The 23,873-nt window shown below is 72.2% G+C and carries 17 protein-coding genes and 1 rRNA gene; 15 read left to right on the top strand and 3 right to left on the bottom strand.

Translation table 11 applies throughout. The features are described from left to right. Positions 1 to 154 precede the first annotated feature (154 nt). Both ACZ5HG_RS13740 and ACZ5HG_RS13735 read left to right on the top strand, forming a co-directional pair. Positions 155 to 1,081: a hypothetical protein gene (locus tag ACZ5HG_RS13740; protein WP_464177198.1), complete on the top strand. Its 927-nt coding sequence runs from the start codon at positions 155 to 157 to the stop codon at positions 1,079 to 1,081. Between the two features lie 32 nt (positions 1,082 to 1,113). Beyond that, complete coding sequence (locus ACZ5HG_RS13735; RefSeq protein WP_464177196.1) at positions 1,114 to 3,051, top strand: hypothetical protein; 1,938 nt, start codon at positions 1,114 to 1,116, stop codon at positions 3,049 to 3,051. Between the two features lie 104 nt (positions 3,052 to 3,155). Here ACZ5HG_RS13735 and ACZ5HG_RS13730 read toward each other — a convergent pair whose 3' ends face one another. Then, a complete protein-coding gene (locus ACZ5HG_RS13730; protein ID WP_464177193.1) occupies positions 3,156 to 4,163 on the bottom strand; it encodes a LacI family DNA-binding transcriptional regulator in 1,008 nt (335 codons plus the stop codon). Between the two features lie 335 nt (positions 4,164 to 4,498). Between ACZ5HG_RS13730 and ACZ5HG_RS13725 the strand changes: the two genes are divergently transcribed. The 9 genes from ACZ5HG_RS13725 (at position 4,499) to ACZ5HG_RS13685 (ending at position 14,910) form a co-directional block, all read left to right on the top strand. Continuing rightward, positions 4,499 to 5,533, top strand: coding sequence for a LacI family DNA-binding transcriptional regulator (locus ACZ5HG_RS13725; RefSeq protein ID WP_464182162.1), 1,035 nt, complete (start codon positions 4,499 to 4,501; stop codon positions 5,531 to 5,533). Between the two features lie 83 nt (positions 5,534 to 5,616). Next, positions 5,617 to 6,930, top strand: a complete 1,314-nt coding sequence (locus ACZ5HG_RS13720) for an ABC transporter substrate-binding protein (protein ID WP_464177191.1) — start codon at positions 5,617 to 5,619, stop codon at positions 6,928 to 6,930. Positions 6,931 to 7,012: 82 nt separating this feature from the next. Then, a complete protein-coding gene (locus ACZ5HG_RS13715; RefSeq protein WP_464177189.1) occupies positions 7,013 to 7,960 on the top strand; it encodes a carbohydrate ABC transporter permease in 948 nt (315 codons plus the stop codon). Next, positions 7,960 to 8,883 carry a carbohydrate ABC transporter permease gene (locus tag ACZ5HG_RS13710; RefSeq protein WP_464177187.1) on the top strand — a complete coding sequence of 308 codons (924 nt, stop codon included), beginning with the start codon at positions 7,960 to 7,962 and terminating at the stop codon, positions 8,881 to 8,883. The genes ACZ5HG_RS13715 and ACZ5HG_RS13710 overlap by 1 nt, the downstream gene beginning before the upstream one ends. Before the next feature lie 55 nt (positions 8,884 to 8,938). Continuing rightward, the gene (gene yicI / locus ACZ5HG_RS13705; protein ID WP_464177184.1) at positions 8,939 to 11,212 is read left to right on the top strand and encodes an alpha-xylosidase; all 2,274 of its coding nucleotides are present in this window, start codon (positions 8,939 to 8,941) and stop codon (positions 11,210 to 11,212) included. 181 nt (positions 11,213 to 11,393) lie between these two features. Next, a complete protein-coding gene (locus ACZ5HG_RS13700) occupies positions 11,394 to 12,842 on the top strand; it encodes a glycoside hydrolase family 1 protein (protein ID WP_464177182.1) in 1,449 nt (482 codons plus the stop codon). Between the two features lie 80 nt (positions 12,843 to 12,922). Further along, a complete protein-coding gene (locus ACZ5HG_RS13695; protein ID WP_464177180.1) occupies positions 12,923 to 13,234 on the top strand; it encodes a hypothetical protein in 312 nt (103 codons plus the stop codon). A gap of 99 nt (positions 13,235 to 13,333) precedes the next feature. Beyond that, positions 13,334 to 14,125, top strand: a complete 792-nt coding sequence (locus tag ACZ5HG_RS13690; protein WP_464177177.1) for an alpha/beta hydrolase — start codon at positions 13,334 to 13,336, stop codon at positions 14,123 to 14,125. Then, positions 14,122 to 14,910, top strand: a complete 789-nt coding sequence (locus tag ACZ5HG_RS13685; RefSeq protein ID WP_464177175.1) for an alpha/beta fold hydrolase — start codon at positions 14,122 to 14,124, stop codon at positions 14,908 to 14,910. The genes ACZ5HG_RS13690 and ACZ5HG_RS13685 overlap by 4 nt, the downstream gene beginning before the upstream one ends. A gap of 141 nt (positions 14,911 to 15,051) precedes the next feature. Here the strand turns inward: ACZ5HG_RS13685 and ACZ5HG_RS13680 are convergent, their stop codons facing one another. Together ACZ5HG_RS13680 and ACZ5HG_RS13675 are read right to left on the bottom strand one after the other, a co-directional pair. Further along, a complete protein-coding gene (locus ACZ5HG_RS13680) occupies positions 15,052 to 15,474 on the bottom strand; it encodes a hypothetical protein (protein WP_464177173.1) in 423 nt (140 codons plus the stop codon). After that, a complete protein-coding gene (locus tag ACZ5HG_RS13675) occupies positions 15,471 to 17,708 on the bottom strand; it encodes a coiled-coil domain-containing protein (RefSeq protein ID WP_464177170.1) in 2,238 nt (745 codons plus the stop codon). The genes ACZ5HG_RS13680 and ACZ5HG_RS13675 overlap by 4 nt, the downstream gene beginning before the upstream one ends. A gap of 216 nt (positions 17,709 to 17,924) precedes the next feature. Here ACZ5HG_RS13675 and ACZ5HG_RS13670 point away from each other — a divergent pair, with 216 nt between their 5' ends. The 4 genes from ACZ5HG_RS13670 (at position 17,925) to ACZ5HG_RS13655 (ending at position 23,821) form a co-directional block, all read left to right on the top strand. Continuing rightward, positions 17,925 to 19,676: a hypothetical protein gene (locus ACZ5HG_RS13670; RefSeq protein ID WP_464177168.1), complete on the top strand. Its 1,752-nt coding sequence runs from the start codon at positions 17,925 to 17,927 to the stop codon at positions 19,674 to 19,676. Further along, entirely contained in the window at positions 19,673 to 20,671 is a 999-nt protein-coding gene (locus tag ACZ5HG_RS13665; RefSeq protein ID WP_464177165.1) for a DUF8094 domain-containing protein, read from the top strand. The genes ACZ5HG_RS13670 and ACZ5HG_RS13665 overlap by 4 nt, the downstream gene beginning before the upstream one ends. 28 nt (positions 20,672 to 20,699) lie before the next feature. Next, positions 20,700 to 21,641: a co-chaperone YbbN gene (locus ACZ5HG_RS13660; protein WP_464177163.1), complete on the top strand. Its 942-nt coding sequence runs from the start codon at positions 20,700 to 20,702 to the stop codon at positions 21,639 to 21,641. 657 nt (positions 21,642 to 22,298) lie between these two features. Continuing rightward, positions 22,299 to 23,821 (top strand): 16S ribosomal RNA (locus ACZ5HG_RS13655). Positions 23,822 to 23,873: the final 52 nt, after the last annotated feature.

The following is a 23,873-nucleotide window of genomic DNA, read 5'->3' as shown; positions in this document are numbered from 1 at the left end:
CGGCAGGCGGTGAGACAGATCGGTGAGACAGGAGACAGGAGGCAGGCGGATGGGCGGTCGGGTGCGGTGGCGTCGTGGTGCGGTGGTGGTCGCGGGGTTGTTGGTGCTGATGGCGGGGACGGGTGGGTGCGGGGTGGTGCGGGACGTGCTGAACGTGCGTGATGAGAATGCGCCGGTGGTGCTGGTGACGGCGGCGGAGAAGGACGCGATCGGGTACGAGGTGCCGTCGGGGATGCTGAACTCGGATCTGCAGGAGCTGGCGCTGGCGCACCGCGAGGAGATCTATGCGGCTGCCGAGCCGTCGGTGGAGGCGGATATCGGTCGGGACGTCGAGATGGGGGCGATCATGTCGCACATCCCCGGGTCCACGGTCACGGTCAAGTTCGTCACGGCGGACGAGCCGATCGTGACTCATGCGGTGTTCGTCGGGCTGCGAGCGGACGGGTCGCCGAGCCGCGTGGAGCGTGTCCAGGACAACACTGATGTCGTGGCTCTCACGGTGGAGGGGCTCTACCAGATGGCCTACCGCGACCGGGTCACGGCGTGGAAGGAGTACCTGGCCGCGACCTACCCGCAGTTCGTCCCGATGTCCGATGGGTACATCCGCGCCTACGCCCTGGTGGACCCGGTCGTCTCGACCTCGATCTACAACCCGCACTTCGGGGAGGACTACCGGGCGATCCGGGCCGAGCTGGATGCGATCTACGCCGCGTACCGGGAGCAGCCGGTGCGGTCGGACGAGCAGTGGCGTGCGCTGTTCGAGGAGGTCACCGGGGACCGTGAGCGGGCGATCGGGGTGACGCTCCAGCTGGCCGACCCGCAGGTGGACCTCACCTCGGAGATGTCGGTGCGGATCGCCGAGGACCTGCGGACGAACCCGCTGTTCTCCGGGTTCGGCTCTTGGGGGGTGAGCACGGTCTCGGCCCTCATGGGGCGGGACGACAGCTCCGGCTACGGCTTCCGCCAGATGTACCTCGTCGACTCAGATCGCAAGCGGGAGGACTGGAACGTGGCCTACCTCGAGAACGGCGGCAACGTGGGCTTTCCGATCTTGGTGCCGACGGGCGGAGCCACCTCGTGACCCGGCCCGGGGCGACGAACCATGACGATCTGATGGACCTGTCCTCGCGGTGGGCGTACGAGTCGATCGTGCTGGTCCCCGGCAAGGAGACGATCGTCGACGTCAACGGAACTGCGTTCATCGTGGTCGAGCACCATCAGGATCCGGTGACCGGCCTCGACGCGTACGTGTTCCAGAACCCGGACACCGACGAGCTGACCGTCGCGTTCCAGGGCACGGCGGACGGGCTCGACGTCCTGGCGGATGCCGAGCTGATCACGTCGCGGACCCCCGCGCAGTACGAGGTCGCGGTGGGCTATGTCCGTGACGTCGAGGCACGACGCGGCCGGGTGTCGTCGGTGTGCGGGAACTCGCTCGGTGGTGGACTCGCGAACTACGTCGCCCTGCTCCGGCCCGGGATCGAGTCGGTGACGGTCAATCCGGCACCTGTCCCTGCCTCGATGCAGGGTGCGATGTCGAAGAACATCACGAACTACGTGACGTCCAACGACCCGCTGAACCGGGCGCTCGCTGCCGCCGGGATGCTGAACCGGGTCCCGGGTCGCACGGTGGGCTTCGCCGGGACGAGCGAGTTCATCGGGTTCCAGGGCGCGAACCACGTGGGGAGCGACCGGGAGACATCCTCGTTCGACGCGAGCATGGGTGTCCCGTTCTCGCTGTTCGCACCGAATCGCGTCGTGAGCGAGGGCGGGCTCGGGTCGCGTGTCGATCTGGAACCTGAGGTGCTGCGGGGGGTGGCCGAGGGGATGCGCCGGCAGAACGAGGACCTGTCGGAGGTGCGCACGGAGCTGATCACCCCGTTGGTGGACGAGCTGCGGCGGCACGGGGACGAGGCAGGGCTGCGTGCCGAGCTGGTCCGGGGCGAGCTGCATCTGCTCGTCCGGCAGGTGTGGGAGGAGATCCGGGACGTGACGGAGCGGGTGCACCGGGAGTACGCGGACCACGTGCACGACGCTGTGGAGCGTCTGCCGATCCCGGGACCGGTGCGCTGGGTGGCCTCGGAGATGGTCGACGGGGTCGCCGATGGCCTCGCGGAGCTGCGCAGGGCGGCGTTGCAGGTCGACGAGGTCGCGACGCACGCGCTGGTCGAGGGGATCTGGTGGGTGCTCAGCGCGCCCTTCGTCGAGGAGGCGCAGACGGTGTCGTTCGCGCTGTCGGATCAGTGCGCACGGCTGGGGTCCGGGCTGGACGTCGTGCAGGCGAGATGGAAGGTGCTCGCGAGCTCGACCACGGCGGTGGCGGATGCCGTGCAGGAGGCGGACGACGCGACGGCTGCGGCCATCGCCTCCCGGTCGTGCCTGCCGGATGCGGTCGACGTCCGGGTGCAGCCGTGGCCGGGCGGCACGGTGGAGGAGATCGACGACATCGTCGGCAAGCAGATGGTGCAGTGGCTCACCGAGGCGCGGCAGACCGCGGCAGGCGCGCTGGTGTCGGGGATCGGGACCACCCTCTCCTTCGAGCTGCAGGAGTTCACCATGCTGCTCAGCGCCCTGGGCGGTGTCGTGGTGGCGACCTCGGCGCTGGTGCACACGGCGGCGTCGAGCATGCACGCGGGGGCGAGCTGGCTGTCGGCGACTCCGCTGGACGACCTGCTCGGTGTGGATGACGACATCGAGCGGTTCGTGGCGAAGGTCGAGGAGATCGATGCCGACTTCGCTCGGCGGTCCGAGCGATGGCTGGACGACATCGCGGCGGCAGAACGGGCGTTGGCGGCGCTGCCGGACGCGGTCGCCCGGTTCCGGCCGCAGCTGGAGGAGACGTTCTTCACCGATCTCACGATCGAGACCGCCTACGACTCGCTGATCAAGTGTCAGCGGTTGGTGGAGCGGTCCAGCCTCACGTTCGCCGAGGTGGATCACCAGCTCGGCGGTCACGCCGCTCGTGCGATCGACGCGCTGGCCGACCGCGCGGTGCAGGTGCGGGCGGACCTCGAGGTGCTCGACGACTCGCTGACCTCGATGGTCGCGTGAGCACACCACCGACCCCCACGAGGTCGGTGGTTCCGCGGCCAACGCGGCGTGTCGCGCAGGCGTGTCGTGCACGAACCACCGACCTCGTCGGGGGACGTGTGCGCTCACCCCTGCGCGGCGGGGCCCACGCTGCCGTTGTCGGTGAACGCCGGGGCGACCAGGCGGGTCTCGGCGAGGTCGTCCCCGGCGAGCCGCGCCATCACCATCTCCACCGCGATCCGCCCGATGCGGTGCCCCGGCACGTCGATCGTGGACACGGGCACGGGCACGGCGGCCGCGATGTCCGGCGGGCTGACGGCGACCACCGACAGGTCCTCCGGCACGCGCAGCCCGCGCTCGCGCACCCGGGCGAGCAGACCGCCGAGGGCGGCCTCGTTGTGCACGACCAGCCCGGTGGTGCCGGGGTGGGCGGCCAGCGCCTCGTCCAGGGCGTGCGCGCCGCCGGCGAAGGTGGGTTCGGCGGGGACCACGTGCGCCTCGACGCCGCTGGTGGCGGCCTGGTCGAGCACGCCGTGCCGCATGCGCAGCGCGTAGTTGGCGCGGTGGTCGATCCGGTCCTGGGAGGCGCCGACGAGCACGAGGTGCTGGTGGCCGTGCCGGGCGAGCTCGCGGACGGCGAGGCGGCCGGCGGCGGCGAAGTCGAGGTCCACGCAGGACAGACCGCTGGTGTCGTCCGGCACGCCGATCAGGATGCTGGGCAGCGAGAGCGCGCGCAGGGCGGGCAGCCGGGCGTCGTCGGCCTCGATGTCCATCACGATCAGCGCGTCGGCGGTGGAGGAGGCGGCGATCCGGCTCATGCCGGAGGGGTCGTCCTGGGTGAGGATCAGCACGTCGTGGTCGTGCTCGCGCGCGGTGGTGACCACCCCGCCGACGAACTGCATGATGATCTGCACGTTGATCCCGGGCCGGAACGGCACCATCAGGGCGATCACGTTGGACCGGCTGGAGGCGAGCGCGCGTGCTCCGGCGTGCGGGCGGTAGCCGAGCGCGGCGATGGCCTGCTGCACCCGTTCCTGGGTGGCTGCGGAGATGGTCCGCTTGCCGCTGAGCACGTAGCTGACGGTCGACACGGACACCCCCGCCGCGCGGGCCACGTCACCGATCGTCGCCATGCGGGACAGCGTAGTGGCGCCGGGGGAGCGTCCTGGGCCAGCAGGGCCCGTGCGCGGGGCGAAACCGTGTGCAAACGCTTCGATTCATCGGATGTCTCGATCCGATCACATACCGACCAGACGGTCGGTAATGAGCGCAGCGCACCCCCGATTTCCTGCGGAGCGGCCCGCCGATCTACGATCGAATCGCTTCGACCATCACCTCGGAAGATTTCGAGTCCGGGGACTGGACCGGAATTAGTTCGACGGTTACAGTAACGACGGCGCGAAGCGCTTCGACTCACCGGGACGAACCGATGAGCCGCCGTCGATGAGGAGGGCTGCTGGTGGTCACCATGCAGGACGTGGCGCAGCGCGCCGGTGTCGCCCTCTCCACCGTCTCGGCCACCCTCACCGGTGCCCGCCCGGTCTCCGCCGCCACCCGTGCCCGGGTCGAGGCGGCCATGGACGAGCTCGGCTACCGCCCCAACGCGATGGCCCGGGGCCTGGCCAGCCGGCGCAGCCACGTGCTCGCGCTGACCTTCCCGATCGGCACCGCGGGCCTGAGCCGCACCTCCGCCGAGTTCGTGCTCGCCGCCGCCGAGGTCGCGCAGGACCGGGGCTACCGCATCGTGCTCTGCCCCGGGCCGATCGAGGACGCCGCGGGCGTCGTCGAGGTCGCGCGCACCGGCCTGGCCGACGGCGTGCTGCTGATGGAGGTCCACCTGGCCGACCCGCGGGTGCGCGAGCTGCGCGCCGCCGGCGTGCCGATGGCCCTGATCGGCCGCACCGACGGCGACCTCGACGTCCCGGCGGTCGACATCGACTTCGCCGCCACCCTGGAGTCGGCGGTGGAGCACCTGGTCGGCCTCGGCCACCGGGACATCGCCTTCGTCAACCACGCCGCGCACCGCGTGGCCGAGGGGCACGGACCCACGGTCCGGGCCTCCGCCGGCTACGGGCTGTCCATGCGTGAGCGCGGGCTGGTGCCGGTCGAGGTGTTCGCCGAGGAGTCGGTGGCCGGTGGCCGTCGCGCCGCGGCGGACCTGCTGGACGGCGCGGACCTGCCGGCCGGGGCCGCGCGCCCCACCGCCGTGATGGTGATGAACGAGGACGCGACCTTCGGCGTGATGGCCGAGCTCGCCGCCCGCCGGATCGCCGTGCCGGACGACCTCTCCGTGCTCGCCGTGGTGTCCACCCCGGCGGTGTGCGAGCAGACCGTCCCGCCGCTGTCCACCATGCACGCCCCCGGCGCACGGCTCGGTGCCGCCGGGGTCGACGCCCTGCTCGCCCTGCTCGGCACGGCCACGGTCCCCCCACGGGAGATCGTGCCCTGCGGGCTGGTCGACAGCGGGAGCACCGGTCCGGTCCCGATGGCCCTGACCGCGTAGCACCACCCAGAACCACCCGACCCGCGGGACGGCGACCGTCGCCCCGCGACCACACAGCAGTAGCTCGATGAGGAGGACGTGTGATGGCACATCAGCGCAGGAACCGGATCATGGCCGGCGCCATGGTCCTCGCCCTGCCGCTCGCCCTGGCGGCGTGCGGGGGCGACAGCGGCGGCTCGGACGACAGCGGTGACGGCCAGACCCTGACGATCTGGGACTACGAGAACGACGAGTCGGCGATGGGCCAGGCGTGGGCCAAGGCCATCGAGATCTTCGAGGACGAGCACCCGGACGTCACGGTCAAGACCGAGGACCAGACGTTCGAGCAGATCCAGAAGAACGCGAAGATCTTCCTGACCGGCGACGACGTGCCGGACGTCATGGAGTACAACAAGGGCAACGCCACCGCGGGCCAGCTCGCGGCGCAGGGCCTGATCTCCTCGCTCACCGACGAGGCGGAGTCGCGCGGCTGGGACACCACCCTGCCGGCGTCGATCCAGACCACCGCGAAGTACGACGAGCAGGGCCTGATGGGCTCCGGCGACTGGTACGGGGTGCCGAACTACGGCGAGTTCGTCGGCGTCTACTACAACCAGGACATGTTCGACGCGGCGGGCATCGCGATCCCGACCACCTTCGACGAGTTCGAGGCGGCGCTGGCGTCCTTCAAGGCCGCCGGGATCACCCCGCTGGCCGAGGCCGGCTCCGAGTACCCGATGGGCCAGCTCTGGTACGAGCTCGTCCTGCACTACGGCGACCGTGACCTGGTGGACGACTACCAGCTGTTCGCGAACGACGTCGACTTCCACAACGACGCGTTCACCCAGGCCACCGAGAAGCTCGACGAGTGGATCAAGGCCGGCTACATCGCCTCGGACTCCGCCGCGCTGACCGCCGAGGACATGGGCACCTCCTTCATCGCCGGGACCTACCCCCTGATGGTCTCGGGCTCCTGGTGGTTCGGTCGTCTGACCGAGGAGATCCCCTTCACCTGGGGCCAGGGCCTGTTCCCGGGCAACGACATGCACCCGGGCTCCTCCGGCAACCTGTGGGTCGTCCCGGAGAACGCGAAGAACAAGGACCTCGCGTACGACTTCATCGACATCACCCTGCGCCCCGAGGTGCAGGAGATCCTCGGCCAGACCGGTGGTCTGCCGGTCGCCGGTGACTCCTCCGCGATCACCGACCCGAAGGTCAAGGAGATGACCGAGAACTTCGAGACGATCCTCGACGAGGACGGTCTGGCGTTCTACCCCGACTGGCCGGTCCCGGGCTACTACGACGTGATCGTGTCCGAGCTCCAGTCGCTGATCAACCAGTCCAAGACCCCGTCCGAGGTGCTGGACGGCCTGTCCTCCGCCTACGTGGACGGCAAGAAGGACCTGCTCGAGGGCTGACCCTCACCCCGGTCCGCCCGGCGGTCGCGACGACTCGCGGCCGCCGGGCGGGCGCCCCCACCAGCCACGAGGAGAGCCCCGCATGACCACCGTCGATCGAGCGCAGCAACCGGTGCGCAAGAGCCGCCGGTCGCGCGACAAGCTCGGGTACCTGCCCTACCTGGCACCCGGCCTGATCGCGTTCACCGTCGTCATCCTGGTGCCGTTCGGGATGAACATCTACTACAGCCTGCACAAGTGGAAGGGCGGCAACGCCCCGATGCGGTGGTACGGCTTCGGCAACTACGCGGACCTGATGAAGGACGAGCAGTTCTGGACCTCGTTCCAGAACTCGCTGTCGATGATCGTCGCGATGGTGGTCGTCCCGACCCTGCTCGGCCTGCTCCTCGCCACGGTGCTGTTCGACGTGCTGGGCAAGCGGTTCGGCCCCCGCGTGGCCTCCGTGCTGCGCGCCACGTACTACCTGCCGCAGATCCTCCCGGTCGCCGTCGCCGGCGTGCTGTGGAACTGGATCCTCAACTCCCAGACCGGCGCGATCAACGTGATCCTGCGCGAGCTGGGCGTCACGAACCCGCCGAACTGGCTGGGCTCGACCAGCACCGCGCTGCCGACGGTGATGCTCGTGCTGATCTGGATCCAGATCGGCTACCCGGTGGTCATCTTCATGTCCGCGCTCCAGCGCGTCGACCCCGAGCTGTACGAGGCCGCCGAGCTCGACGGCGCCGGCTGGTGGCACCGCTTCCGGGCGATCACGATCCCGCAGATCAAGCCGGAGACCTTCGTCATCACGCTCACCTGCACGGTCGCGGCCCTCAAGGTGTTCGGACCGATCTACGTGCTGACCCGTGGCGGGCCGGAGAGCTCGACCCTGGTGCCGAGCTACTACTCGTACCTGAACTTCTTCGACAAGTCGAAGGTCGGCTACGGCGCCGCCATCGCCAACGTCCTGACGCTGCTGATCATCCTGGTCGCCGTCGTCATCATGGTGCTGCAGGCCCGCAGCGCCCGCCGCGAGGAGGAGGGTCGCTGATGGCCACCGCGATCGAGACGCTGCCCGCGGGCGGCGCCCAGGGCCCCGCCGGACGCCCCGGCTCCGGCACGACGAAGGCCACCGACACCGACCGCCGGCACCGTCGCGGTGCCGCGCGCTGGTTCGTGCTGGCCGGCGCCGTGCTGGTCGCCCTGGTCATGATGGTGCCGTTCATCATCATGATCCTGAACGCCTTCAAGTCCCCGCAGGACTACTCCACCAACGGTCCGCTGAGCTGGCCGGGCGAGTTCTACACCCAGGGTCTGGTCGACTTCTGGAACCGGGTCAACTTCCCGGAGAAGCTGGTCAACTCGATCTGGATCTCCGGCGCGGTCGCGATCCTCGGCACCACCCTGTCGCTGTTCTCGGCGTACGCGCTGGGCGTCGGCAAGGTCAAGGGCCGGATGTCGATCGTCACCCTGTTCCTGCTGGCGAACATGCTGCCGCAGGAGGTGCTGGTCTACCCGCTGTTCCAGATGGCGCAGAAGGTCGGCCTGTCCAACAACCAGTGGTCGATCATCATCATCTTCACCGTCATCCAGGCGGCCTTCGGCACCTACCTGCTGTCCTCGGTGCTCGGCACGTTCCCGCCGGCGCTGCTGGAGGCCTCGGCCCTGGACGGCGCGGGCAAGTGGCGCACGCTGCGCTCGATCGTGTTCCCGGTGGTCCGCCCGACGCTGTCGGTGCTGGTGATCTTCTTCTTCATCTGGACCTGGAACGAGTTCTTCATCCCGTTGGTCATGCTGACGACCAACGCGACGCAGACGATCCCGGTGGCGCTGGCGTCCCTGCAGGGCGACCGGATGATGGACGCCCCCACGACCAACGCGGGCGCCCTCGTCTCGATGATCCCGGCGGTCATCTTCTTCCTCATCTTCCAGCGGACCCTCACCCGCGGCATCACCGCGGGCGCCGTCAAGTAGCAGCCCGACGGCGCGAGGGGCGCCGACGGCACGACGCAGAGAGCAGCGAGACTCCATGAAGTTCACCGACGGCTACTGGCAGACCCTGCCCGGTGTCACGATCCTGCGGCCGCGTGCGGTCGACGAGGTCGTCACCGGCGAGCGCGGGCTGACGGCCTACGCCGGGACCGGCCGCCTCGAGACCCGGGGCGACACCCTGAACAGCCCGCTCGTCACCGTGACGCTCGACTCGCCCGCGGAGGGCGTGATCGGCGTGACGATCGAGCACCACCAGGGCGGCGCCGACCGTGGCCCGGCCTTCGAGATCGCCGACGACGCCCCGCACGTGGTGGTCGCCGGCCCGACCGAGGACGACCCGCGCGCCTCGCTCACCAGCGGCAACGTGACCGCCCGGGTGGCGACCGCGGGGGAGTGGCGGCTCGACCTCGAGGTGGACGGCCGCGTCGTCACCTCCTCGACGTCGCGCGGCGTCGGCATCATCACCGACGCCGACGGCGAGGCCTACGTCCGCGAGCAGCTCGACCTCGGCGTGAACGACCACGTCTACGGCCTGGGCGAGCGGTTCACCGCCTTCGTCAAGAACGGTCAGTCGGTCGACACCTGGAACGCCGACGGCGGCACGTCCTCCGAGCAGGCGTACAAGAGCGTGCCGTTCTACCTGACCGACGCGGGCTACGGCGTCTTCGTCGACCACCCGGGCGCGGTCTCCTTCGAGATCGGCTCCGAGGTCGTCTCGCGCACGCAGTTCAGCGTGCCGGGCCAGCGGCTGCGGTACTACCTGATCGGCGGCCCGACCCCCAAGGACGTGCTGCGCCGCTACACCGCGCTCACCGGTCGCCCGGCGCGGGTGCCGGACTGGTCCTACGGCCTGTGGCTGTCGACCTCCTTCACCACGTCGTACGACGAGAAGACGGTCATGTCGTTCATCGACGGGATGGCCGAGCGCGGCCTGCCGCTGTCGGTGTTCCACTTCGACTGCTTCTGGATGCGCAAGTTCCACTGGTGCGACTTCGTCTGGGACCCGGCGACGTTCCCGGACCCGGAGGGCCTGGTCCGCCGGCTGCACGACCGCGGCCTGCGGGTGTGCGTGTGGATCAACCCGTACATCGCCCAGCGCTCCTACCTGTTCGAGGAGGGCAAGCGCCTGGGCTATCTGGTGAAGCGCGCCGACGGCTCCGTCTGGCAGTGGGACCTGTGGCAGGCCGGCATGGCGCTGGTCGACTTCACCAACCCCGAGGCGACCGCCTGGTACCAGGGCAAGCTGCGGGCGCTGCTCGACATCGGCGTGGACGCGTTCAAGACCGACTTCGGCGAGCGGATCCCGACCGACGTCGTCTGGCACGACGGCGCCGAGCCCGAGCAGATGCACAACTACTACACGCACCTCTACAACAAGGCCGTCTTCGACCTGCTGGAGGACGTGCGCGGCGAGGGCGAGGCGGTGCTGTTCGCGCGCTCGGCCACCGCCGGCGGGCAGCAGTTCCCGGTGCACTGGGGCGGCGACTGCGAGTCGACGTTCGTCTCGATGGCGGAGTCGCTGCGCGGCGGCCTGTCGCTGGCGTCCTCCGGCTTCGGCTACTGGTCGCACGACATCGGCGGCTTCGAGGGCACCCCGGACGCCGCGGTGTTCAAGCGCTGGCTGGCGTTCGGCCTGCTGTCCTCGCACTCGCGCCTGCACGGCTCGAACTCGTACCGCGTGCCGTGGGCCTTCGACGAGGAGGCCGTCAAGGTCACCCAGCGGTTCACCGAGCTCAAGCTGTCGCTCATGCCGTACCTGTCGGCGGCGGGCCGTGAGGCGCACACCGACGGCGTGCCGATGATGCGACCGATGGTGCTGGAGTTCCCGGAGGAGGTCGGCGCCGCCACCGTCGACACGCAGTACATGCTCGGGGAGTCCCTGCTGGTCGCGCCGGTGTTCAACGACCACGGGGCGGTGGACGTCTACGTGCCGGAGGGCACCTGGACCTCGCTGCTGGACGGCGGCACCGTCGAGGGCCCGCGCTGGCACCGCCAGCAGCACGGCTTCGACTCGCTGCCGCTGCTGGTCCGTCCCGGCACGGTGCTGCCGGTGGGCGCGCGCACCGATCGCCCGGACTACGACCACGCCGAGGGCGTCACCCTGCGGCTGTTCGCGGTCGAGGACGGGCACGACTCGACGACCACGGTGCTCGGCACCGCGGGGGCCGTGGACTTCCACGTCCGCCGTGCCGGCAGCACGGTCACCGTCGAGGCCGCGGGCGCCGTCCCGTCCGAGTGGTCCGTGGCCGTCGGCCTCGGCGCCCCGGTGGCCGCCACGGGTGCCGCGCTGACCCTGGATCTGCCCGCCTGACCTGATCCGGTCGTCCGTCTCACCACCGAGAGGGCACGACACGCCGCGTCCCGCACCAGCGAGCCGGCATGTCGTGCCCTCTCGGCGCATCGCACCGTGGCCGCAGGGGTCGCGGGAGCGTTCCCACGCTGTTATCGTATCGTTTCGACACCGCCGTCCAGCCGTCATGAGAAGGATCGCCATGAGCACGTCCCGTCCGTCCGGACGCCAGTTCCCCGCCGACTTCCTCTGGGGCTCGGCCACCGCCGCGTACCAGATCGAGGGCGCCGTCGCCGAGGGCGGTCGCGGACCGTCGATCTGGGACACGTTCTCCGCCCGCCCGGGCGCCGTGCTCAACGGCGACACCGGCGCGGTCGCCGCCGACCACTACCACCGGGTCCCCGAGGACGTCGCCCTCATGCAGGACCTCGGGCTCCAGGCCTACCGGCTCTCGATCGCCTGGCCGCGCATCCAGCCCACCGGCTCCGGCCCGGCCAACGCCGAGGGCCTCGCGTTCTACTCCGACCTGGTCGACCGCCTGGTCGCCGCCGGCATCGCCCCGGTCGTCACGCTCTACCACTGGGACCTCCCGCAGGCACTGGAGGACGAGGGCGGCTGGGCCAACCGCGAGACCGCGATCAAGTTCGCCGAGTACGCCCGGATCGTCGCCGAGGCCCTGGGCGACAAGGTCACCCTGTGGACCACCCTCAACGAGCCGTGGTGCTCCGCCTACCTCGGCTACGGCTCCGGCGTGCACGCCCCCGGCCGCGAGGAGCCCGCCGCCGCGCTGGCCGCCGTGCACCACCTCAACCTCGCGCACGGCCTGGCCGCCCGCGCGATCCGCGAGGTGCTCGGTGCCGACACCCCCGTGTCGATCACGCTGAACCTGCACGTCACCCGCGCCGCCACCGACAGCCCCGAGGACGTCGCCGCGCTCGCCGAGATCGACACCGTCGCCAACGAGGTGTTCCTCCAGCCGCTGCTCGAGGGCCGCTACCCGGAGCAGGTCTTCGCGCAGACCGCGCACCTCACCGACTGGTCCTTCGTGCAGGACGGCGACCTGGAGACCATCCACCAGCCGATCGACCTGCTGGGCGTCAACTACTACTCCACCGGCAAGGTCCGCCGCGGCACCCCGCCGGCCGGCGACGGCAAGCCCGGCCCCGACGGCCACAAGTCCTCGCCGGTCAGCCCGTGGGTCGGCTGTGACGACGTCGAGTGGCTGCCGCTGCCTGGCCCGCACACCGCGATGGGCTGGAACATCGAGCCCGGCGGCCTCACCGAGCTGCTGGTCTCGCTGCACCGCCGCTACCCGACGATGCCGATGGCCGTCACCGAGAACGGCGCCGCCTTCGCCGACGAGGTCAGCGCGGACGGCCGGGTGCACGACCTGCCCCGTGTCGAGTACCTGCACGACCACATCGACGCCGTGGGCGCCGCGATGGACGCCGGCGTCGACGTGCGCGGCTACTTCGTCTGGTCGCTGATGGACAACTTCGAGTGGGCCTACGGCTACGACCGCCGGTTCGGCGTGGTCCGCGTGGACTACGACACCCTGGTCCGCACGCCGAAGGACTCCGCGCTCTGGTACCGCGAGCTGGTCCGCACCGGCACGATCGCCCCCGCGGAGTCAGCCGCCGACCTCGCCTGACCGCGCTGCGACCACGGGCCGCGTCCGGTGCCTCCTGGGTGCCGGACGCGGCCCGCGTCGCGTCCGGGAGATGATGGGGCGTGCCCTCCGGACGTCGATCGAGCAAGCGCCCCTACGCCAGCGAGCACGTGCCGCTGGACCTGGACCGCGCCTCCGGCGGGCGACGCGCGGAGTCCGGCGCGGACGGCGAGTGGACCGTGCAGCGCGTCGGGGGCTCCGAGAAGTCCTTCCGCTGCCCCGGCTGCGACCAGCTGATCGCCCCCGGCACCCCGCACCTGGTCGCCTGGGCCGCCGACGGCATGTTCGGCGCCGAGCACGCGCTGGCGGACCGTCGGCACTGGCACACCGCGTGCTGGCAGGCGCGCCTGCGCCGCCGCCCCGGCCGCCGCTGAACCGGGTCGACGGATCCGTCGACCACCCCGCACGGCGACGCTCACCGCGTGCGACCCGTGCGGCGCCCGTCCCGCGCGCCGGGACTACGCTCGACGGCGATGACCACCGCGACCCCCGCCCCGATCCGTTCCCTGTCCGTCCTGCCCGCGCACCGCGAGGACGTCGAGCTGCACACCGCCGACGGTCTGACCCTGGTCGGCGAGCTCGCCCTGCCGGTCGACCCGGACGGCACCCCGCGCACGCCCGCCGCGACGCTGGTCACCCTGCACCCGCTGCCGACGCACGGCGGCTACATGGACTCCCACGTGCTGCGCAAGGCGTCCTGGCGGCTGCCTGCGCTGGCCGACGTCGCCGTGCTGCGGTTCAACACCCGCGGCACGTCCAGCCCGCGCGGCACCAGCGAGGGCGCCTTCGACGAGGGCCGCAGCGAGCGCTTCGACGTGCACGCCGCCATCGAGCTCGCCGAGTTCCGCGACCTGCCGCACCCCTGGCTGGTCGGCTGGTCGTTCGGCACCGAGCTCGCGCTCATGCACGGGCTCGACCCGGTGGTCGAGGGCGCGATCCTGCTGTCGCCGCCGCTGCACCGCGCCACCGACGCCGACCTCGACGCCTGGGACGCCGACGGCCGTCCGCTGGTCGCCCTGGTGCCCGAGCTGGACGACTACCTGCGCCCGGAGGAGGCCCGCCGCCGGTTCTCCCGCGTGCACCAGGCCGAGGTGATCGGCGTCGACGGCGCGCGCCACCTGTGGGTGGGGGAGCAGTCCGTGCGCCGCGTGCTGGACGAGATCGTCGCGCGGGTCAACCCCGCGGTCACCCTCCCGCTGCCGACCACCTGGGACGGCCCGGTCGCCCAGGGCACCGACGCGGGCCGGCCGGAGGAGGACGCATGACCCTGCCCCTGCACACCCTGCGCGCGGGCGAGGGCCTGCCGCTGGTGCTGCTGCACGCCTTCCCGGTAGACAGCAGCATGTGGGCCGAGGTCGCCGCCGCCGTGGACGTCCCGGTGCTCGCCCCCGACCTGCCCGGCATGGGCGCCGCCGCGTCGAGCCCGCTGCCCGAGCCGTCGATCGAGGCCTCCGCCGACGCCGTGGCCGAGGCGCTGCACGCCGCCGGCCTGGACCGGGTGGTCGTCGCGGGCCTGTCGATGGGCGGCTACGTCGCCCTCGCGCTCGCCGAGCGGCACCCCGACCTGGTCGCGGGCCTCGGTCTGCTCGACACCAAGTCCGTCGCCGACGCCCCCGAGGCGCGGGCCAACCGCCTGCGGGTCGCCACCACCGTCGAGGACGGCGGCACCGTGGACGAAGTGCTGCCCATGGCCTCCGCCCTGCTCGGTCCCACCACCCGGCGGCGTGACCCCGGCATCGCCGAGCGCGTCGCAGGCTGGATCCTCGCCCAGGCGCCCGCCGGTGTCGCCTGGTCGCAGCGCGCGATGGCGGCCCGCCCGGATCGCACCGCCGTGCTGGTCGACCTCGCCGCGCGCGGGGTCCCGGCGCTGGTGCTCGTCGGCGACGAGGACGTCGCCACCCCGCTCGCGCAGGCGCAGCACATGGCGGACGCCCTCGGCGTGACGCCGGTGGTGGTGCCCGGCGCAGGCCACCTCACCGCGGTCGAGGCCCCGGCGCCGGTCGCGGCGGCGTTGGCCGACCTCGTCGCGCGGGTGGTGGCGCGGGGCTGATCCGCGCGGGCGCTGCCGAGGCGCGCCGGTGCGGGTGCGGCGCGGCCGCGTCTGCCGAGGTGTGGCGGCGTCGGGTCCGTCGGGCCGCACCGCCGGGCGTGTGGTGCGCGTCCGGCGGCGTGGCCGAGCCCGCGGCGGCGGTCAGGCCGCGTCGCCGAGCGCGCGGGCGAGCGCGATCGGCAGGTCCAGCGACTCGCCGTCCTTGCCCCCGGCGCCGAGCACCAGCGGCGGGTCCTGCGGCTCCGGCTGCACCCCGCGCAGCCGGGCTGCCATCGACGTGGGCACGGTGAGCACGTAGAACTCGCCGTCGGTCCCCACCGCCACGGTCTCGTCCCGCCGCAGGTACCAGCCCCGCAGCGGCGTGCGGAACCGCCCGCGTCCGCCGTAGCCGGTGGCCCGCAGCGGCACGGGCTCGACCCCGCGCGCGGCGGCGTCGGCGACGAACGCCTGGATCAGCGCCCGCGCCCGGTCCGACTCGGCGCGCCGGCGGGCGAGGAGGGCCGCCTCGTGGGCGTCGGCCGCCTCGCGCCGCCGGGCGCGCCAGTCGTCGTCGGTGGTGCTCACCGCTCGGCGGGAGCCTCGTCCGCGGGCTGCTCGGTCGTGGGCTGCTCGTTCGTGGGCTTCGCGTCCTCAGCCGGCGCGTCCGCGGCCGTCTCCGCGGTCTCGGCATCCTTCGCCGGGGCGGGTGCGGCCTCCTGCTGCGTCCCGGCCGCGGCGCCCTCATCCTGCGCGGCAGGGCTCTCGGCCGGGGCCGTCGCCGTGCCGGACGCCGGGGTCGCGACGCTCGCCTCGTCCGCCGCCTGCTCGGCCGGCTTCTCCGGCGTCACCTCGGCCTGCGCCGCGGGTGCCGCACCGGCGGCGGACACCGGGGCCGGCCGGCCCTTGGCACCCCGGGCCGGGCGCACCGCGGGACGGGCCGCCTGGCGGGAGTCGAACTGCGCCTGCGCGGCGTCGGCGCGCTCCAGCGTCTGCTTGTTCGGCACCGGGTCCGAGCCGAGCAGGTTGCGCAGCTCGTCCAGGTAGCTGGTGATCGACTCGCGCTGCCGGTTGAGGTCCTCCACCTGACGCTGCGCGGTGGTGCGCTCGCGCTCGGCCTCGGTCATCGACTCGGACAGCGTCTTCTCGGCGTGCTCGCGGGCCTCGGCGACCACCCGGTCGGCGTTCTGCCGGGCGTTGCCCAGCAGCTCCTTGGCCTGCTGCTGGGAGTCGACCCGGATCTTCTCGGCCTGCTCCAGCGCCTTGGCCACGCGCTGCTCGGCGTCCGCGGCGTGCGCCTCGGCGTCGGCGACCAGCTTCTCGGTCTCGGCGCGGACCGTCGCGTGCCGCTCGGCGTCGGCGCGCTCGGCGGCCTCCCGCTGCGCCACGATCGACAGCTCGGCGTCGGCGAGCGCCTGCCGGGCCTGCGCCAGCAGGGCGTCCGCCTCGGCGCGGGTGGTGGTGCGCAGGTCCTCCGCCGCGCGGCCGGCCTCGGTCACCTGACGCTCGGCCTCGAGCCGGGCTGCCTCACGCTGCTCGGCGGTCTCCCGCGCGGTGAGGTCGCGCAGCTCGGCGGCCTCCCGCTCGGTGCGCTCGCGCAGCTCGGTGGTCTCGCGCTCGGTGAGCGACCGCAGCGCGGCGACCTCCTGCTCGGCGCGCCCGCGCTGCTCGGCGGTCTCCCGCTCCGCGGTGGCGCGCAGGTCGGCGGCGTACTGCTCGGCCTCGGCACGCTGCGCGGTCACGGCCTGCTCGGTCTCCTGGCGCAGGGCGGCGACCTCGTCGGCGACCGTGGCACGCAGCTCGCCGGTCTCGCGGTCGGCGGAGGCACGGACGAAGCCGGCGTACTGCTCGGCCTCGGTGCGCAGGGCGGCGGTCTCCGCGGTCACCCGCTGCTGGAGCTCGGTGGCGGCGCGCTCGGCGGCCGACCGGGTGCTGTCGGCGTAGGCCTGCGCCTCGGTCCGGAGCGACGTGATCTCGTCGCCGGCCACCTGACGGGCCTGGGCGATCTCGGTGGCGGCCAGCGAGCGCTGCATGGCCGACCAGCGCTCGGCCTCGGTGCGCAGCTCGGCCAGCTCGCCGGTGACCCGCTGGCGCAGGGCGGTGGTCTCGGCGTCCGCACGCTGGCGCAGGTCCTGGTCGTAGCGCTCGGCCTCGGCGCGCAGCGCGGTGGTGCTGGTCTCGGTGGACGAGCGCAGCTCCTCGGCGGCCTGCTCGGTGCGGATCCGCAGCTCGGTGGTCTCGCGCTCGGCGGTGGCGCGCAGCGTGCCGATCTCGCGCTCGAGGGTCGCGCGGCGCTCGCTCTCCTCGGTGGCGATGGCGGTCTGGATCCGTGCGGCCTCGCGCTCGGCGGAACCGACCAGCTCCTCGGCCCGTCGCTGGGCGCCGGACAGGGCGCTCTCCGCCTCGGTGTGCGCGTTCGACCGCTCCTCGGCGGCCTCGCGGCGAGCGGTGGCGAGCAGCTCGGCGACCTCGTTCTCCGCCCGCGCCCGCAGCTGGCCGGCCGACAGCCGGGCCCGGGCCAGCGCGTCCGAGGCCTGCGCGTTCGCCTGCTGCACGACGTCGGAGGACTGCTCCTCGGCGGACCGCAGCAGCATCTCGATCCGCGAGCCCAGGCCGGAGTACGTCGGGCGCTCGGCCTCGCGCAGCTGGCGGTGCGCCTCGGACAGCTCGCCGGAGATCTGGAGCACGCGCTCGTCCAGCGAGGCGACCTGCGAACGGGCGTCGACGAGCGAGTGCTCCAGCTCGGACATCCGGGCGTCCACCGGTGCGCGGTCGTACCCACGGAAGTTGACCACCGGGAAGGGCGTACGGTCGTCTGACACGGGGGTTCCTCCTGCGAGCGTGCTTGCGGGCGGACGCCCCGTGCTGACGGGGGTCGGGGCTCGGTCCGCCCCGTCGTCCGTCGGTCAGCGTATCCGGGCGACGGGTGCGGGGGACACCGTCTGCGTGGTGCCCGCGCGACGAGGTCGTGAGCGCTCCGGTGCCCGGCACCGAGGTGGCTCGCCTATCCTGGGCCGTCACGTTCGAGAGGATCATGCGTGCTCCAGCGACTCATCGCCGCCCTGCTCGGTGTGCTCGGTGTCGCGGCCGCGGCGCTCGGTGTCGCCTCGGCCACGGCCTGGCGTGCTGACGACCCGCTCGTCGCCGCGGCCACCGTCGACGACGCCCGCACCCTGGTGACCGACCCCGGGGTGCTCGAGCTCGCCGGCGACCCCGTCACCGTCACGGTCAGCGCCGGGGACGACCCCGTCGTCCTCGCCATCGGCCGGGACACCGACGTCGACGCCTGGATCGGCACCGACCCCTACGCCCGCGTCACCGGCCTGTCCGACTGGCACACCCTGGCCACCGTCACCGGCGAGCCGCCGGTGGGCACCGAGCCCGCCGCGGATCCCGCGGCCACCGCCGACGCCACCGAGCCCGCCCCGAGCGCCGACGCCACGCAGGACGCCGCGGCCGCGGCGACGCAGACGGCGGACCCGACCGGCTCCGACCTGTGGATCGTCGAGACCGGCGGCGACGGCACCGCGTCGCTGCGCTGGACCGAGCAGCCTGGTCGCTGGTCGCTGATCGCGGTCTCCCTGGGCGACACCGCCCCGACGCTGGAGCTGTCCTGGCCGCAGACCGTCACGACTCCGTGGCTGTGGCCCGGGGTGGCGGTCGGCGTGCTGCTGATCGCGGTGTCCGCCGTGCTGTGGGTGCGGATCTGGCGCCGGTCGCGCCTCGGCCCGGACGCCGACTGGCACGACGTCTCCACCGGCATGATCGCCGCCGTCACGCCCGCGCCGACACCCCCGGCCTCCGCGCCGGTGGCTCGGACGATCGGCACGGTCAGCCTGTCGCCGACGACGTCCTCCCCGGACGCTGCGGCACCCGGCGCTCCGGTGACGGGTGCCGTGCCGGTCGCCGGTCAGCCGCTCACCCGGCGGCGGATCCGCGAGGCCGAGGCAGCGGCGGCCGCCGAGGCCAAGCGTCGTGGCCGCCGTCCGGCGACCGGCGCCCTGCCCGTCGTCGCCCCGCCGGTCACCGGGGCGGTGCCCGTCGTCACGCCCACCGAGGCGGAGCGCGCGACCCCCGTCCGGGGCCTCCCCGCGGTGCCGACCACCCCGTCGTCGCCCGTGCCGCCGTCGGCCACCGGTGCGGTCCGGCCCGAGGCACCCGCACCGTCGCCCGATGCTGCGCCGTCGCGCGGGGCCACTCCGTCGGGGACGCCGTCGCCGGCCGCCCCCGCACCTGCGCCCGCCCCTGCTCCCTCCGCCGGGGTGCCCGGTGCGTCGGCCTCCGCGCGGGTCGCGCCCGCCGTCGCCGCGACGGCGACCCCTGCGCCCGCCGCTCCGGCACCCGCCGCCCGGTCGGGCGCTCCGACCGCCGGCCCCGCGCCGGCCTCCGCCGAGCCCGAGACGCCGACGGCCGCTCCCGCCCGCCGACGCGGTCTGGGGTCGCTGCTCGGCCGTCGGGGCCGGGGGAGCGAGGAGGCCACCGCGCCCGCGGCGACCCCCGAGACGCCGGCACCGGCGCCGAGCGCCGCCGCCGCACCGCGCGCCGCGACCTCGTGGACGCCGATCCCCGGGCGGCCGTCCGGCCCCGCCGCTCCCGGTGGGACGACGCCCTCGGGTGCTGCTGCCGGGCCCGGCCCGCTGCCTCCGGCCACCGCCGACGAGGACGGCGCCGCGCGGGCTCAGCGTGCGGACGCCTGGCGTCGGATGTGGGGCTTCACCGCGGAGGGGGAGCCGCCGACCGGTGACACCCCGCCGAGCACCCCGGACGACCGATCGCAGGAGGACCGATGAGCCGCGCACGTCGCCGCAGCGCCCTGACCGCCCTCGCCGTGACCGCCGTGCTGGCGCTCGCGGGATGTGCGAACCCGGTGCCGCAGCCGACCCCGGACGCCGCCCCGGCGGTCCCGCCGCCCGCGACGACGGTGGCGCAGTCCACCCGGGTGCTCGATCAGATCGGCGAGGTGCTGGCGGCAGGGGACGCCGCCCAGGACCCCGCCCTGCTCGCCGCACGGCTCAGCGGTCCCGCGCTGGCGATCCGGACCGCCGAGTACCAGCGTGCCGTGGCGACCGCCGGTGAGCGCGTGCCGGTGGTGATCCCCACGGTGGCCCAGACCACGGTGGTCCCGGACACCGACACCTGGCCGCGCACGCAGATGGTCGTGACCGAGCAGCCCGCCGACCTCCAGGCACCGCTGCTGCTGGTCCTCCAGCAGACCGGGCCGCGTGAGCCGTACCGCCTGTGGGCGTGGGCACGGCTCGGCCAGGGCACGCAGATGCCGGCGACGGCCAAGGCCGAGGAGGGCAGCGCGCCGGTCGCGGCCGACGACGCCACCCTGCTCCTCACACCGACGGACGCGGTGGCCCAGTACGCGGACGTCCTGACGAACGGGGACGCCTCGGCGTTCGCCGCGACCTTCCCGGCGGACTTCTTCCGGACCGCCCTGCTGACCGCCCGCGAGCAGACCGTCGCCAGCCTGCAAGCGGTCGCGACGGTCTCCGAGACGGTGGCACCGGTGGCCGACCAGCTGACCGCCCTGCGCACGGCCGACGGCGGCGCGATCGTGGTGGCGCAGCTGTCCACGGTGACCACCGCGACGCTGAGCCAGGGCAGCATCACCCTGAACGATCCCTTCGACGCCGCGCTCGCCGGACGGCCGAGCGTCTCGTCCAACCTGGTCCGCACCTGGACCGACGTGGTCGCGCTGTACGTCCCGCCCGCCGGGGGCGCGCAGCAGGTGCAGGTCCTGGCGGCGGAGCACGCCCGGACGTCGGTCACGGGCGAGTGAGAGCACGCGAGAGCAGGAGCAGCAGAGCATGAGCCAGAACTCGGCACCCCAGCCGCGACTCGACGTCCGCGGCGCGATCGACCTGTCCGGCCTCGGTCGGACGCCCGCGCCGCCCCCGGGCACGCCGGGTGGCCTCCCGGTCGCCGGTCCGTACGTGGTCGACGTGGACACCGCCGGCTTCCCGGCGCTGGTGCAGTCCTCGACCGAGCACCCGGTGGTCGTGCTGCTGTGGGCGTCGTGGAGCGAGAACGCCCTGACCCTGGCGCGCGACCTCGGGGCGCTCGCGGAGGAGTACGCCGGACGGCTGCTGCTCGCGCGGATCGACGCGGAGGCCGAGCCGCAGGTGGCGGCGGCGTTCCAGACCCAGTCCGTGCCGGCCGTCGTGGCCGTGCTGGCCGGGCAGCCGCTGCCCCTGTTCCAGGGAGCGCCGGCGATCGACCAGGTGCGCGGCGTGCTGGACCAGCTGCTCGAGGCCGCCGCCGCGAACGGCATCACCGGGACCGTCCCCGCCCAGGGCGAGGCGGAGCCGGTGGAGCCCGAGCCGGAGGAGCCGCCGCTGCCCCCGCTGCACCAGGCCGCCTACGACGCGATCGAGCGGGACGACCTCGACGCGGCGGCCGCCGCCTACGAGCAGGCGCTGCGGGAGAACCCCCGGGACGACATGGCCCGGGCCGGTCTCGCGCAGGTCGGTCTGCTCAGCCGCACCCGGGACGCCGACCTGGCCGCCGTGCGCACGGCGGCCGCCGACGCGCCGCAGGACGTGGACGCCCAGCTGGCGGTCGCCGACCTCGACGTGCTCGGGGGACAGGTGCAGGACGCCTTCGACCGGCTGATCGACGTGATCCGCTCCACCGCCGGCCCCGAGCGCGAGCGCGTGCGGGTGCGCCTGGTCGAGCTGTTCGAGGTCGTCGGTGCCGAGGACCCGCGGGTGCCCGCCGCCCGTCGCGCACTGGCGAGCGCCCTGTACTGAGGATGCCGCGCGCATCCCGAGCCCGGCTGACCTGACGGTCGGCCGGGCTCGCGGCGTGTCGGGGGTCGCGACCCGGAGATCCGCCGGGTGCCGAGCCACCGTGACCGCCGTCACGGGGAGCCGAGTTGACGTGCTGACCAGGGGCTGCGTAATGTTCTCGAAGTCAGCCCGGCAGGGAGGAACGGACACCGAGGGATCGAACCCCGGTGGCTGGTCCCGCAGGGCGACCACCCCCTCGTACGACCCGCACGGGACACAGTGTGCCCCGTGCACCGGCGCGTCGAGGATGATCCAGCCACGGCAGGAACGGCCCGCAACGCGGACTTGACCGGCTGAGGCGGATCGGATAAGTTTGAACGGTTGCCTCCGGCCAGGAGCCCGCAAGGGTGAGTGGGGATGCGCGTCTGTTCTTTGAGAACTCAACAGTGTGCCTAGTAGTTGATGCCAAGATGGTTCATCGCTCGGGTGGTCTTTCCCGTTCGGGGAGGGTTGCTTCAAGTGGTGGGTCTTGGCTTTGACTGAGGACTGACCTCTACTTCCGTCGGGGTTGGTTCTCATAATCAAGCCGAATTTGACTGATCCGTCATCGCCAGCGGTGGTGGGTCGTTTCGTGTGTCGGTGGATCGCCTGCTTCGGTGGGTGGTTGCCATGTAGACATTTACGGAGAGTTTGATTCTGGCTCAGGACGAACGCTGGCGGCGTGCTTAACACATGCAAGTCGAACGGTGAAGGTGGAGCTTGCTCCGCTGGATCAGTGGCGAACGGGTGAGTAACACGTGAGTAACCTGCCCCTGACTCTGGGATAAGCCTTGGAAACGAGGTCTAATACTGGATATGTGACGTTCAGGCATCTGATGCGTCTGGAAAGATTTATCGGTCAGGGATGGGCTCGCGGCCTATCAGCTTGTTGGTGGGGTGATGGCCTACCAAGGCGACGACGGGTAGCCGGCCTGAGAGGGCGACCGGCCACACTGGGACTGAGACACGGCCCAGACTCCTACGGGAGGCAGCAGTGGGGAATATTGCACAATGGGCGCAAGCCTGATGCAGCGACGCCGCGTGAGGGATGAAGGCCTTCGGGTTGTAAACCTCTTTCAGCAGGGAAGAAGCGCAAGTGACGGTACCTGCAGAAGAAGCGCCGGCTAACTACGTGCCAGCAGCCGCGGTAATACGTAGGGCGCAAGCGTTGTCCGGAATTATTGGGCGTAAAGAGCTCGTAGGCGGTTTGTCGCGTCTGCTGTGAAAACTCGAGGCTCAACCTCGGGCTTGCAGTGGGTACGGGCAGACTAGAGTGCGGTAGGGGAGACTGGAATTCCTGGTGTAGCGGTGGAATGCGCAGATATCAGGAGGAACACCGATGGCGAAGGCAGGTCTCTGGGCCGCAACTGACGCTGAGGAGCGAAAGCATGGGGAGCGAACAGGATTAGATACCCTGGTAGTCCATGCCGTAAACGTTGGGCACTAGGTGTGGGGCTCATTCCACGAGTTCCGTGCCGCAGCAAACGCATTAAGTGCCCCGCCTGGGGAGTACGGCCGCAAGGCTAAAACTCAAAGAAATTGACGGGGGCCCGCACAAGCGGCGGAGCATGCGGATTAATTCGATGCAACGCGAAGAACCTTACCAAGGCTTGACATACACCGGAAACTTCCAGAGATGGTTGCCCCGCAAGGTCGGTGTACAGGTGGTGCATGGTTGTCGTCAGCTCGTGTCGTGAGATGTTGGGTTAAGTCCCGCAACGAGCGCAACCCTCGTCCTATGTTGCCAGCACGTGATGGTGGGGACTCATAGGAGACTGCCGGGGTCAACTCGGAGGAAGGTGGGGATGACGTCAAATCATCATGCCCCTTATGTCTTGGGCTTCACGCATGCTACAATGGCCGGTACAAAGGGCTGCGATACCGCGAGGTGGAGCGAATCCCAAAAAGCCGGTCTCAGTTCGGATTGGGGTCTGCAACTCGACCCCATGAAGTCGGAGTCGCTAGTAATCGCAGATCAGCAACGCTGCGGTGAATACGTTCCCGGGCCTTGTACACACCGCCCGTCAAGTCACGAAAGTCGGTAACACCCGAAGCCGGTGGCCCAACCCTTGTGGGGGGAGCCGTCGAAGGTGGGACTGGCGATTGGGACTAAGTCGTAACAAGGTAGCCGTACCGGAAGGTGCGGCTGGATCACCTCCTTTCTAAGGAGCTTCTGCACATCGCCCCTGATGCTGTAGTGGCTCAGGGGGGTGT

Source organism: Cellulomonas sp. GTC20042, from assembly GCF_055389595.1.
This window is presented reverse-complemented; position numbering and strand designations above follow the sequence as displayed.